Raw genomic sequence first — 12,905 nt, 5'->3', positions numbered from 1 at the left:
GGAGCTGCCCGAGGCCGAGCTGCCGCATCTGGTGATCTGCGGCAGGCGCGGCTGGCTCAGCGACGACCTGTTCCGGCGCCTCGACACCAGCCCGCTCAGGGGGCGGGTGCTGCACGAGTTCAACGACCTCGACGACAGCGCGCTGGCGGCGCTGATGGCGCAGGGCGCCGGGGCGCTGTTCCCCTCGCTGGCCGAGGGCTTCGGCCTGCCCCCGGCCGAGGCCGCCGCCGCCGGGCTGCCGGTGATCTGCAACGATCTGCCGATTTTCCGCGAAGTCCTGGCCGATATACCCGTTTACGCAAGCGTGTCAGACCTTTATGCATGGAAACAGGCAATAATCGAACTTGCGCGGCAGGCGCGGCAGGACCGGAATGCAGGCCGGAACCGGGGGCCGGATTTCACCCCCCCCGACTGGGACGGGCATTTCAACGTCGTTTTAAACGTGACGTGATACTCCTGCGACAGACCTGTCGCGGCGAAAGCGCAACAAAGAGGGTGCGAATTGGGCTTCCTGACCTCATATCGGCTGAGGCTGCAACGGCGGCGCTGGCTGGTCCGCGCGATCCGCAAGCGTCGCGAACTGAACAGTATCGCCGACCGCACCAAGCGCATCAGGCGCGACGACATCCTGCTGTTCTCGACCCTGCGCAACGAACATGTGCGGCTGCCCTATTTCCTGAAATACTACCGCGACATGGGGATCAATCATTTCCTGATCGTGGACAATGACAGCAACGACGGCTCGCTGGAATACCTTGCCGAGCAGTCCGACGTCTCGCTCTGGCACAGCCGCAAGAGCTACAAACGCTCGCGTTTCGGCGTCGACTGGCTGACCTGGCTCCAGTTCCGCTATGCCCATGACCACTGGAGCCTGACCGTCGATCCCGACGAATTCCTGATCTACCCCTTCTGCGACACCCGCCCGCTGCGGGCGCTGACCGACTGGCTCGACGCCTCCTCGATCCGCTCGTTCAGCGCCATGCTGCTGGACATGTACCCCAAGGGGCGCATCGACGAGCACCCCTATCAGCCGGGGCAGAACCCGCTGGAGATCGCCAACTGGTTCGACAGCGGCAACTACACGATGGACCGCAACTGGCTTTATCGCAACCTGTGGATCCAGGGCGGGCCGCGCTCGCGGGTGTTCTTCCCCGAGGCGCCGGAAAAGGCGCCGGCGCTGAACAAGATCCCGCTGGTCAAGTGGAACCGGCGTTATGCCTATGTCAGCTCGACCCACATGCTGCTGCCGCGCGGGCTCAACCAGGTCTATGACGAATGGGGCGGCGAAAAGGCCTCGGGGGCGCTGTTGCACACCAAGTTTCTCGACACGTTCACCACCAAGGCCGCCGAAGAGCTGCACCGCAAGCAGCACTATGCCGCCAGCGTCGAATATGTCGCCTATGCCAAGGCGCTGAAGGACAACCCCGAGCTTTGGTGCAAATGGAGCGAGAAATACATCAACTGGCGGCAGCTGGAGATTCTCGGTCTGATGTCCAAGGGGAACTGGGCATGAGCGTCGGCATCGTCATGCTGGTGCACACCGCCTTCGACCGCGCCGAACAGCTGGCGCGGCACTGGTCGGCGGCCGGCTGCCCGGTGGTGATCCATGTCGACGCCGGGGTCGGGCGCGGCGCCTACCGCACCTTCACCAAGGCCCTGAAAGACATCGGCACCATCCGCTTCTGCAAGCGCCACCGCTGCGACTGGGGCACATGGGGGCTGGTGGCGGCGGCGCAGTCGGCCTCGGAAATGATGCTGCGCGACTTTGCCGAGGTGCGCCACGTCTACCTGTCGTCGGGCTCCTGCGTGCCGCTGCGCCCGGTGCGCGAGCTGATCGAATATCTCGAAGCCCGGCCGCGCACCGATTTCATCGAATCCGCCACCACCGCTGACGTGCCCTGGACCGTCGGCGGCCTCAGCGAAGAGCGTTTCACCCTGCGCTTTCCGTTTTCCTGGCGCAAACAGCGTTATCTCTTCGACAAATACGTCGACCTACAACGCCTTGTCGGGTTCAAGCGCCGCATCCCGCCGGGGATCACCCCGCATATGGGCTCGCAATGGTGGTGCCTGACCCGGCAGACCCTGTCGGCGATCCTCGAAGACCCCGAACGCGAGACCTATGACCGCTATTTCCAGAAGGTGTGGATTCCCGACGAAAGCTATTTCCAGACCCTGGCCCGGCTCTATTCGACCCAGATCGAAAGCCGCTCGCTGACGCTGTCGAAATTCGATTTTCAGGGCAAGCCGCATATCTTCTACGACGATCATTTGCAGCTGCTGCGCCGCTCGGACTGTTTCGTCGCCCGCAAGTTCTGGCCCCAGGCCGACAAGCTCTACCGCGCCTTCCTGTCGGACTCCGGCGGCGGCGTGACCATGGCCGAACCCAACCCGGCCAAGATCGACCGCATCTTCAGCAAGGCGGTCGAACGGCGCACCCGCGGCCGCCCCGGCCTGTTCATGCAAAGCCGCTTTCCCAACGACGGCTGGGAAAATGGCGTCACCTGTGGGCGCTACTCGGTGTTCCAGGGCTTTTCCGACCTTTTCGAAGGCTTCGAACCCTGGCTGGCCAAGGCCTCGAACACGCAGGTGCACGGGCATCTGTTCCACCCCGCCCATGCCGAGTTCTCGGATGGCCAGACGGTGATCAACGGCGCCCTTTCCGACAGTGCCGCACAGCGCGACTACAACCCGATCGCCTTTCTCACCAACCTGATCTGGAACACCCGCGGCGAACGCCAGTGTTTCCAGCTCGGCCCCGAGGACATCGAGGCGCCGCTGTGGTTCCTCGCCCGCGACCCCAACGCCCAGATCTCGGTGATTTCCGGCGCCTGGGCGGTGCCGCTGTTCAAGTCCAACTGCAATTTCTCGGAACTGCGGCAAGAGGCGGCGCGACTGCAGAAACTGGAGAACGCCCAGCTCGACATCCTGCGCTCGCCCCATGCCAAGGCGCGGGTGCGGATCTGGACCATGGCCGAATTCATCGAGGCGCCGATGGAACCGCTGCAGGGCATCATCGACGAGATGGGCCAGCATTCGCTGCGCCGCCTCAGCGAGGCGCCGAAAATGTCCGACCTGACCGGCTTCGGCCAGTTTTTGCAGAACCTCAAGAACCAGGGCATGCATCCCTATCTGATGGGGGATTTCCCGGTTCACCCCGGTGGACCGAGCCAGAAGAAACCGCCCCGCAAACCCTATTTGGTGCAATAAACCCCCATGACCGCAGCCTTTGACTACTTCGTCGTCTTCGCCGAGATGCGCACCGGCTCGAATTTTCTCGAGGCCAATCTCAACGCCCTGCCCGGCGTCACCTGCCATGGCGAGGCCTTCAACCCGCATTTCATCGGCTATCCCAACCGCGACGAGATTCTCGGCATCGACCTGGCCGAACGCAGCCGCAACCCGCTGCGGCTGATCGCGGCGATCAAGGGCGACCGCGACCGGCTTGGCGGCTTCCGCTTCTTTCACGATCACGACCCGCGGGTGCTCGACGCGATCCTCGAGGATCCGCGCTGCGCCAAGATCGTCCTGACCCGCAACCCGATCGACAGCTATGTGTCGCTGAAGATCGCCCGCGCCACCGGCCAGTGGAAACTGACCGACCTGCGGCGGCGCAAGGACAGCGGCAAGGTGCATTTCGACACCGAGGAATTCCGCCAGCACGTGCAGGCGATGCAGGCCTTCCAGCTGCGGCTGATGCGGGCGCTGCAAACCACCGGCCAGACCGCCTTCTACATCGCCTACGAGGATCTTCAGGATCTCGAGGTGACCAACGGCCTGGCGCGGTTCCTCGGGCTCGACGCCACGCTCGAGGCGCTGGATGCCAGCCTCAAGCGCCAGAACCCGAGCCCGCTTGGCGACAAGGTGGAGAATTTCGACGACATCAGCGCGGCGCTGGCGGCGCTCGACCGTTTCAACCTAAGCCGCACCCCGAATTTCGAACCGCGTCGCGGCCCGGCGGTGCCAAGCTATGCGGTGGCCGCCCGCGCGCCGCTGATGTACCTGCCGGTGCGCTCCGGCCCCGAGACGCAGGTGCTCGACTGGCTGGCGGCGCTGGACGGGGTGCGCGCCGACGACCTGCCGCGCGACCACAACCAGAAAGCGCTGCGCAAATGGCGCCGCGCCCATCCCGGCAACCGCGCCTTCACCGTGGTGCGCCATCCGGTGGCGCGTATCCACCATGCCTTTTGCAGCCGCATTCTCGACGACGGCCCCGGCAGCTATGCCCAGATCCGCAAGACCCTGCGCCGGGTCTACAAGGTGCCGCTGCCGGCGCAGGGGCCCGATGCCGAATACGACGTCGCCGCGCATCGCGCCGCCTTTGCCGCCTTCCTCGATTTCGTCAAGGCCAACCTCGCCGGGCAGACCGGCCTGCGCGTCGACAGCCACTGGGCCAGCCAGGCCGAGGTGCTGAAGGGCTTTGGCGATCTGGCGCTGCCCGACATGATCGTGCGCGAAAACGAGATGGCCGCCTATCTGCCGGCGCTGGCGATGCAGGTCGGCATCATGAACGCGCCCGAGCCCGAACCCGCTCCCGAGGACCGCCCCCATGCGCTGGCGGAGATCTACGACGACGAGATCGAGGCGCGGGTCAGAAGCCTCTACCAGCGCGATTACCTGAATTTCGGATTTGAAGACTGGGCCTGATGCCGCCCGCGCCCGCCGGGGCGCTCCGGCACCGCTCAGGCGGCCTGGACGTTCTGCGCCTCGGTGAGGATCGAATAGAGCGTGGCGGCGTCGTGATTGGCGCGCAGCTTTCGGCAAAGGCCCGAATCGCGCAGGGTGCGCGACACCAGCGCCAGCGCCTTGAGATGTTCGACCCCGGCTTCTTCGGGGGCGAAGAGCGCAAAGGCGATATCCACCGGCTGGCGGTCAACGGCGGTGAAATCGACCGGCTTTTCCAACAGGATGAACACGCCGAGAACCGAGCCCAGCCCGCTCAGCCGGGCATGCGGCAGCGCCACCCCGTGGCCGACCCCGGTCGGCCCCAGGTTTTCCCGCTCGAGCAGCGCCTCGACGACACGCTGCGCGTCCAGCCCATAGGCCGACTCGGCCAGTTCACCAATCGCGTGGAAAAGACGTTTCTTGCTCGAGGCGGCCGAAACCACTTTGACCGCCTCCGGCTTGAGGATCTGTAAAAGGTCCATTACTGCCTGTTTCTCCAGACACGGGCGAATCGCCCGGCCTAGCTGTGCTGGGGATCGATCCAGCCTATATTGCCGTCATCCCGGCGATAGACCACGTTCAACCCGTCCTTGCTTTCATTCTTGAAAACCAAAATCGGCGCCCCGGCCAGTTCCATCTGCATCACTGCCTCTCCGACGCTCAGAGACGGGATCTTGGATTCCATCTCGGCGATGATCATCGGCTGCAGCGACTCGGGCTCGGCGACTTCGGTCTCCCCTTCTGAAGCGAGGATATACGAGGACGCGCCGAAGAGTTCAACCGGTTCCACGCGGTCACGGTGATGATCTTTCAACCTGCGCTTGTAGCGCCGCAGTTGTTTTTCCATTTTTTGCGAGCAATCGTCGAATGCCGCATAGATTTCGGTGGCATGGGCCTTGGCCTGAGCGGTCAGCCCGGTCGAGAGGTGAACCGTGGCCTCGCATACATATTCATGTGCGCTTTTGGAAAAAATGACGTTGGCGTCGGTCGGGCGTTCGGCGTATTTGCCGACCACCGAGCCGAGTTCCGCCTTCACGTGCGTCTGAAGTGCATCACCGATATCGATCTGTTTTCCGGTAATTTGGTAGCGCATCCTGTCTCCTTTTCGATGACATGTCGAAACCTGGACTCCGGGCCCGAGAGGACCCGAAAACCGCTAGTTTCGAATGCTGATATTGGGCATTTCTGAACCGTGGCCGGGACCGGGCCTTGTTACAAAGGCCGCACGGGTCATCGGTGCGAGTTCCTGAAATGCCATGGTCATATTTGAGGACAGAGCGCCGGGAGTGTCAATGAGCGGCGTCAGTTTTCGCCGACAATTCGCGCGGAATTCTGCGCAGCGATCACGAAATCCGGAAGTCGTCTCCCAGATAGACCCGGCGCACGTTTTCGTTCTCGACCACGTCCTCGGGGCCGCCCGACATCAGCACCTTGCCGTCATGCAGGATATAGGCGCGGTCGACGATTTCCAGCGTCTCGCGCACGTTGTGATCGGTGATCAGCACCCCGATGCCGCGCTTTTTCAGGTCGGCGACAAGGTGGCGGATATCCCCGACCGAGATCGGGTCGACGCCGGCAAAGGGTTCATCCAGAAGCAGGTATTTCGGATTCGCCGCCAGACAGCGGGCGATCTCGACCCGCCGCCGTTCGCCCCCCGACAGGGCCAGCGCCGGCACCCGGCGCAGGTGCTCGATGGAAAATTCGCTCAGCAGCTCCTCGAGCCGCTCGCGGCGCTTGTGGCGGTCCTTCTCGGTGATGTCGAGAATCGCCATGATGTTGTCTTCGACGCTGAGCCCGCGAAAGATCGACATCTCCTGCGGCAGATAGCCGATTCCCAGCTTGGCGCGGCGGTACATCGGCAGCCGCGTCGCGTCGCGCCCGTCGATCGTCACCGTGCCGCCCTCGGGCATCACCAGCCCCGCCACCGCATAGAAGGTGGTGGTCTTGCCCGAGCCGTTGGGCCCCAGAAGGGCGACCACCTCGCCGCGGTTCAGCTCCATGCTGAAATCGCGGATGATGACCCGCTTGCGATAGCTCTTGCGCAGGTGCGAGACCCTGAGCCCGCTGTCGCCCTCGGTCACGGTCAGCTGCGGCGCCGCCCCCATCAGTTGCCCCCCGAACGCAGAATGGTCTTGACGCGCCCGTCCAGAACCGCGGTGCCGGCCCCGAGATCAACCACCATCCGCCCGGCATTGAGCGTGTTCTGTTTCTGGGTCAGCAGCACGTCGCCGGCCATCTCGATGGTGCCCTTCTCGATGCTGTAATCGGCGGTGTCGGATTCGGCCGCATCCTGTTCCTTGACCAGCAGCACCCGCCCCGAGGCCACCAGCCGCGAGATGCCGCTGGCTTCGGCGTTGTAATAGACCAGCACCTCGGGGGCGCTCATCCGCATCGTGCCCTGCACGATCATCACGTTGCCCTTGAACACGGCGGTGCCGTCGCTCTGGTTCAGCGACAGCGAATCCGCCGTCACCTCGACCGGCTGATTGGTGTCCTGTTGCAGACCGCCAAAGGCGATCTCGAAACCCTGCGCGGCCGATACGGCCGGCGCGGCAAGCAGCAGGATCAGGGCAAAGGCTCTCAGAATTGGCACGCGAAACCTCTATTTCTTCGGTGGCGTATATACCAGTCGCACACCATTTGTGAAAAACAAAGTGACTTCGTCTTCCGTCTCGGCCGGAAAAACCAGCATCCGCCCGGCCTCGAAACGCCCCGCCGGGCCGCGCCCGGTGACGGTGCCGGCGGTTTCGGCGCGCAGCTCGCGCATCGCCGTGGTCAGGGCCTCGGTGCGGATCAGGTAGCCGTTCGAGCTTTCGATCTGCACCCCGCCCTCGAGGGTCGCGGCGTCGTCGCGCGTGTCCACGGTGGCGGAATCGGCGGTAAAGACAAGGTGCGAGCCATCGGCGAAGTCGATCCGCGCATCCATCTCGCGGGCCGATGAGCGGCCGGCGATCTCGGGGTCGGGCCGGGCGCTCCGGGCGGTGAAACGCACCAGATGCCCCTGCGAGGTCTTGCCCGAGAAGAAGGGCGCGGTGATCTGCTGATCGCGGGCGCGCTGCTCCAGTTCGCCGCGGGCAAAGGGAATGGCGTTGGACAGGTCGCCGCCGATATTGCGCGACAGCAGGAACAGGGTCGCCAACAGGGCCAGCGCACAAAGCGGCAGCAGCACCTTCAACAGCGCCACCAGCCGCGAATATGTCAGCCCGCCGTCGGCCACCCTAGCCGAGCCCGACCCGCAGGCAGTCGTGGATATGCAGCAGGCCCAGCGGCGCGCCGTCGCCCTCGGGCGCGACCACGAACAGGCAGGTGATCTTGCGGGCGTTCATCACCGCCACCGCCTCTTCGGCCAGGGCGCCGGGCGCGATGGTGGTCGGGGCGCGGGTCATCACCTCGGCCGCCGAATGCTCGAGCAGCCCCTGCATGTGGCGGCGCAGGTCGCCGTCGGTGATGATGCCGCATAGCGCGCCCCCGGCATCGGTGACGCCGACGACGCCAAAACCCTTCTGGCTGATCTCGATCAGCACCTCGGGCATCGCCGTCGCGCCGGTCACCAGCGGCAGCGCCGCGCCGTCATGCATCAGGTCGCGGACCCGGCTCAGCTGGGCGCCGAGCTTGCCGCCGGGGTGGAACTCGCGGAAATGTTCGGGGGTGAAGCGGCGGTGCTCCATCAGCGCCACCGCCAGCGCGTCGCCCAGCGCCAGCGTCATGGTGGTCGACGAGGTCGGCACCACCCCGGTGCCGCAGGCCTCGGCGGCGCGCGGCAGGATCAGCCCGACGTCGGACTGGCGGATCAGGGTCGATGTGGCGTTGCTGGCGACCCCGATCATCGGGATCGCAAAGCGCCGCGTATAGGCGATGACATCGGCCAGTTCCGGGGTCTCGCCGGAATTGGACAGCACCAGCGCCACGTCGCCCTGCGCCATCATCCCCAGATCGCCATGGCTGGCCTCGGCCGGGTGCACGAAATGCGCCGGGGTGCCGGTGCTGGCCAGGGTGGCGGCGATCTTGCGGGCGATATGGCCCGACTTGCCCATGCCGCTGACGATCACCCGGCCGGTGGCCGAGAGCATCAGGTCGACGGCGGCGTCGAACTCGGGGCCCAGCGCCGCGCCCAGTTCGGTCAGCGCCTGCGCCTCGATGGCGATCACCCGGCGCGCGGTGTCGAGATATGAGGTGGTGTCGGTCATCAGTGCGAGAAAATGTCTTGTTCGGGCCAGCCCTCGAGGTCCAGCAGCGCCCGCGTGGGCAGGAAGTCGAAACAGGATTGCGCCAGGCCGCTGCGCCCCTCGCGGGCCAGCCGACGGTCGAGTTCCTCGCGCAGCCGGTGCAGGTAGAGCACATCCGAGGCGGCATAATCGAGCTGGGCCTCGCTCAGGGTTTCGCTGCCCCAGTCGCTCATCTGCTGCTGCTTGGAAATATCGACCGAGAGCAGCTCCTGCAGCAGGTTCTTCAGCCCGTGGCGGTCGGTATAGGTGCGGATCAGCTTCGAGGCGATCTTGGTGCAATAGACCGGCGCGGTCAGCGCGCCGAAGGCATGGTACATGGCGGCGATGTCGAAACGCCCGAAATGGAACAGTTTCAGCACCTCGGGATCCTCGAGCATGCGGCAGAGGTTGGGCGCCTCGGTCTGGCCCTTGGCGACCTGCACCAGATGGGCGTCGCCGTCGCCCGACGACATCTGGATGACGCAGAGCCGGTCGCGATGCGGGTTCAGCCCCATGGTCTCGCAGTCGATCGCCACCACGGGGCCAAGATCGAGATCATCCGGTAGGTCGTTCTGATAGAGAAAATTCGCCATTGTCGCCTCATGCGCCGTTGTTGCCTGTCACTTACGGGGTCCGGGCGATTGATTCAATGTTCCTCGGGCCCCGATGCGCCGGTTTCGCCGATTCCGGCAGGGCCCGCGACGGCACAAGGCCGGCGGGGGCGGCCGGGGCGGATGGTGACGTAGCGTAGCGGCGGCGCGTTTTCGTTGCCCGGCGCGCGCGCGGGCCCATACTGGCAGCCATTCCCGATACCCGTTCCCGACCCCCCGAGCCGGCCGCGCGATCAGGCCCCGACACCCGAGGAGAGACCATGCCCCAACGACTGCACGACTATGTCCGGAAGGCCGCGGCCGCCGCACCCGGGCGGGTGGCGATCCTTGCCGAGGACGGGCGTGCCCTGAGCTGGGGCGAGATGTGGCTGGCGGTGACCGAGGCCCGCGCCTGCCTTGAAGAGGCCGGGGTGCGGCCCGGCGACCGGGTGGTGCTGGTGCTCGAGAACTGCCCCGAGATCGCCGCCTTCTTCTTCGCTGCGACGATGATGGAGGCCGCCGCCGTGGCCGTCAACGCCCGCATGACCGAGGCCGAGCTGGCCCGCATCATCGCCCATGCCGACCCGGCGGCGGTGGTCTTCTCGACCTCGGTGCCGGGCCCGGCCGAGGCCCATGCCACGGCGTTGCAGGCCGGTGAGGTCCGCGGCAGCTTCGGCCGGGTGCACCTCGCGCCGCGCGCCGGCAGCCTGCCCGATGTCCCGCAGCGCCGGGCCGAGGATCAGGTGGCGCTGCTGCTCTATACTTCGGGCACCACCGGCACCCCCAAGGCGGCGATGCTGACCCATGCCAACCTGATGGCGGCGGCGCGGGCCTCGGCCGAGCTGCGCGGCATGCAGAGCGGCGACATGACCTATCTTGCCCTGCCCCTGTCGCATATCTTCGGGCTGGTGACGCTCTGCGCAGTGTGTTTCGCGCAAGGCTCGATCCGGCTCGAGGCGCGGTTCTCGGCCGAGCGGCTGCATGCGGCGCTGATGCGCGACGTCACCCTGCTGCCCGCGGTGCCGCAGATGCATGCCCATCTGTTTCACTATGCGCGGGCGCAGGGCATGCCGCGATACGACGGCGGCCTGCTGCGCTATGTCTCTTCGGGGGGGGCGCCGCTTGATCCCGCGTGGAAACGCGAGGCCGAGGCCTTCTACGGGCTGCCCTTGCAGAACGGCTATGGGCTGACCGAAACCGCCGCCGGGGTCTGCGCCACCCGCAGCGCGATCGGCGACGGCGACGTCAGCGTCGGCCTGCCGATGCGCGGCAGCGAACTGGCTCTGGATTTCGACGCCGCCGGCGCCGACCCGGCGCAGGGTATCGGCGAGGTGCTGGTGCGCGGGCCGCAGGTGATGAAGGGCTATTTCCGCGACCCCGGCCAGAGCGCGGCGGTGCTCGACGCCGACGGCAGTTTTCACACCGGCGATCTGGGGCGTTTCGATGACCGGGGGCGGCTGCATATCGTCGGCCGCAGCAAGGAGCTGATCATCCGTTCGGGGTTCAACGTCTACCCGGCCGAGGTCGAGGCGGCGCTGACCGAACACCCGGCGGTGATCGTCGCCGGCGTCGTCGGCCGCCGCGTGGCGGGCAACGAAGAGGTGCTGGCCTTTGTCAAGGCGGCCCCCCGGAGCGGGCTGACCGAGGCCGCCCTGCGGGCCCATCTCGAGGCCCGGCTGGCGCCCTACAAACGCCCCGCCCATATCGTCATCGCCGATGACCTGCCCGCCGCCCCCACCGGCAAGATCCTGAAATCGAAGCTGATTTCGCATTTTTCCGACCTTTTGCCCGACTGAGACCGGCGCATCCCCAAAACTACGTATTTTTGCGAGCTTGCCCGTCAGGGCCGCCGGAAGGCAATGTGGGCCGAGTACCGGGTCCCAGCCCGGGTCGAGCGCGGGGAGGACGCAATGAACAGGATGACACAGGTGCCCCCGGCAGAACGCGGCCTTGATCCGCAGCGTCTGGGGCGGCTGCGCGACTGGATGCAATCCTATGTCGACGCGCGCAAATTCGCCGGCTCGAGCCTGCTGATCGCCCGCGGCGGCGACGAGGTGTTCTTCCACGCCGCCGGGCTGCGCGACCGCGAGGCCGGCCTGCCGTTCGAACGCGACACGCTGGCGCGCATCTACTCGATGACCAAGCCGGTGACCACGGTGGCGCTGATGATGCTGATGGAACGCGGCCTGTTCCATCTCGACGCGCCGGTCAGTGAGTTCATCCCGGCCTTTGCCGAGATGACCGCGCTGATCCCCGGCGCCGAGCGCATCGACCAGGTCGAAGCGGCCCCGGCGCCGACCCTGCACCAGCTGCTGACCCATACCTCGGGGCTGAGCTATCCCTTCAACCCCGGCGTGCTGGCGCGGGCGATGGAGGCCGAAGACCTGATCTTCCGCGCCGACCAGGGGCCGCTGGCGGCGATGGCCGATCGGGTGGCGGCGCTGCCGCTGGCCTTTCAGCCCGGCAGCCGCTGGGAATATTCGGTCGGCATCGACATCATCGGCCGGGTGGTCGAGATCGTCTCGGGGATGACGCTGGCGCGTTTCTTCGAGGCGCATATCCTCGGCCCGCTGGGCATGTCCGAGACCGGGTTCTCGGTGCCCGGGGCGGCGCTGGAGCGCTTTGCCGCGCTCTATACGCCGCTGGCCGGCGACGCCATGGCGCTGAACGCGGCCCGCAGCGGCGCCGAGAGCCTGCGGCTGGTCGATGCGCCGGAGGGCTCGCCGTTTCTCGCCGCCGACATGTTCTCGGGCGGCGGCGGGCTGGTCGGCACCATCGACGACTACATGCGTTTCGCCGAGATGCTGCGCCGGCGCGGCCGCCATGGCAAGGAGCGGCTGCTGGCGCCGGCGACGGTGGATTTCATGATGCGCAACCACCTGCCCGGAGATATTGCCTCGATGGGGCCGCAGAGCTTTGCCGAACAGCCGATGGAGGGCATGGGCTTTGGCCTTGGCGGCGCGGTGGTGCTGGACACCGGCCGCGCCCGCACCCCGGGGTCGGTGGGCGATTTCAGCTGGGGCGGCATGGCCTCGACGTTTTTCTGGATCGACCCGGTGCAGGACCTGAGCGTGGTCTTCTTCACCCAGCTGTCGCCCTCGAGCGCCTATCCGGCGCGGGCCGAACTGAAGGCGCTGGTGCAGGCGGCGCTGGTGGGCTGAGGGCGGCGGCAGGGAGCGACCGGGGGCTGGAGGGGCGCTGCCCCTCTTGGCCTGCGGCCAATTCACCCCGGGATATTTCCGGCAAGAGAAAACAGGCCCGACGCCCCCCTGGGGCGTTGTTTCTGTTCAGCGCCCCTTTGGGGGCATTCCTTTCAGCGCCCCTTTGGGGCGACTCGCGCCAGAAGATTGGCGCCAAGGAAGATCACCGCCGCGACGCAGACGATGCTGGGGCCGGCGGGGGTGTCCCAGATCAGCGAGGCGCGCAGCCCGAGCAGCGCCGAGGCGGC

General features: G+C 66.4%; 13 protein-coding genes. 6 read left to right on the top strand and 7 right to left on the bottom strand.

Annotated elements, in window-relative coordinates; translation table 11 throughout:
* The 4 genes from ABZD10_RS07710 to ABZD10_RS07695 all read left to right on the top strand — a co-directional run.
* On the top strand, window positions 1-451 hold a 451-nt coding region (locus ABZD10_RS07710), incomplete at its 5' end, for a glycosyltransferase (protein WP_372885589.1).
* Between the two features lie 51 nt (window positions 452-502).
* Complete coding sequence (locus tag ABZD10_RS07705; RefSeq protein WP_372885587.1) at window positions 503-1,513, top strand: glycosyltransferase family 2 protein; 1,011 nt, start codon at window positions 503-505, stop codon at window positions 1,511-1,513.
* Window positions 1,510-3,207: a beta-1,6-N-acetylglucosaminyltransferase gene (locus ABZD10_RS07700; RefSeq protein WP_372885585.1), complete on the top strand. Its 1,698-nt coding sequence runs from the start codon at window positions 1,510-1,512 to the stop codon at window positions 3,205-3,207. The genes ABZD10_RS07705 and ABZD10_RS07700 overlap by 4 nt, the downstream gene beginning before the upstream one ends.
* Window positions 3,208-3,213: 6 nt before the next feature.
* A complete protein-coding gene (locus ABZD10_RS07695; protein ID WP_372885583.1) occupies window positions 3,214-4,644 on the top strand; it encodes a sulfotransferase family 2 domain-containing protein in 1,431 nt (476 codons plus the stop codon).
* A gap of 35 nt (window positions 4,645-4,679) precedes the next feature.
* Here ABZD10_RS07695 and ABZD10_RS07690 read toward each other — a convergent pair whose 3' ends face one another.
* The 7 genes from ABZD10_RS07690 to ABZD10_RS07660 form a co-directional block, all read right to left on the bottom strand.
* Window positions 4,680-5,144: a PTS sugar transporter subunit IIA gene (locus ABZD10_RS07690; protein ID WP_372885581.1), complete on the bottom strand. Its 465-nt coding sequence runs from the start codon at window positions 5,142-5,144 to the stop codon at window positions 4,680-4,682.
* Window positions 5,145-5,182: 38 nt separating this feature from the next.
* Window positions 5,183-5,755 (bottom strand): ribosome hibernation-promoting factor, HPF/YfiA family, encoded by a 573-nt coding sequence (hpf, locus tag ABZD10_RS07685; protein WP_372885579.1) that lies wholly within the window; start codon window positions 5,753-5,755, stop codon window positions 5,183-5,185.
* A 250-nt stretch (window positions 5,756-6,005) separates the two neighbouring features.
* A complete protein-coding gene (gene lptB, locus ABZD10_RS07680) occupies window positions 6,006-6,767 on the bottom strand; it encodes an LPS export ABC transporter ATP-binding protein (RefSeq protein ID WP_372885577.1) in 762 nt (253 codons plus the stop codon).
* Window positions 6,767-7,255, bottom strand: a complete 489-nt coding sequence (gene lptA / locus ABZD10_RS07675; protein ID WP_372885575.1) for a lipopolysaccharide transport periplasmic protein LptA — start codon at window positions 7,253-7,255, stop codon at window positions 6,767-6,769. The genes lptB and lptA overlap by 1 nt, the downstream gene beginning before the upstream one ends.
* Before the next feature lie 9 nt (window positions 7,256-7,264).
* On the bottom strand, window positions 7,265-7,879 hold the full coding sequence (gene lptC / locus ABZD10_RS07670; protein WP_372885573.1) for an LPS export ABC transporter periplasmic protein LptC: 615 nt from the start codon (window positions 7,877-7,879) through the stop codon (window positions 7,265-7,267).
* A 1-nt stretch (window position 7,880) separates the two neighbouring features.
* Window positions 7,881-8,849 carry an SIS domain-containing protein gene (locus ABZD10_RS07665; RefSeq protein WP_372885571.1) on the bottom strand — a complete coding sequence of 323 codons (969 nt, stop codon included), beginning with the start codon at window positions 8,847-8,849 and terminating at the stop codon, window positions 7,881-7,883.
* Window positions 8,849-9,460 carry a ribonuclease D gene (locus tag ABZD10_RS07660; RefSeq protein WP_372885569.1) on the bottom strand — a complete coding sequence of 204 codons (612 nt, stop codon included), beginning with the start codon at window positions 9,458-9,460 and terminating at the stop codon, window positions 8,849-8,851. Before ABZD10_RS07660 ends, ABZD10_RS07665 begins: the two co-directional genes overlap by 1 nt.
* 278 nt (window positions 9,461-9,738) lie before the next feature.
* On the opposite strand from ABZD10_RS07660, the gene ABZD10_RS07655 reads away from it, so the two are divergent.
* Together ABZD10_RS07655 and ABZD10_RS07650 are read left to right on the top strand one after the other, a co-directional pair.
* Complete coding sequence (locus ABZD10_RS07655) at window positions 9,739-11,253, top strand: class I adenylate-forming enzyme family protein (protein WP_372885567.1); 1,515 nt, start codon at window positions 9,739-9,741, stop codon at window positions 11,251-11,253.
* Between the two features lie 114 nt (window positions 11,254-11,367).
* Window positions 11,368-12,618: a serine hydrolase domain-containing protein gene (locus ABZD10_RS07650; RefSeq protein WP_372885565.1), complete on the top strand. Its 1,251-nt coding sequence runs from the start codon at window positions 11,368-11,370 to the stop codon at window positions 12,616-12,618.
* Window positions 12,619-12,905 lie beyond the last annotated feature (287 nt).

The sequence above is a fragment of the Shimia sp. genome (assembly GCF_041624275.1).
GTDB lineage: Bacteria > Pseudomonadota > Alphaproteobacteria > Rhodobacterales > Rhodobacteraceae > Shimia.
The sequence above is the reverse complement of the archived record's forward strand: the minus strand, read 5'-3'. Positions and strand labels throughout refer to the sequence as shown.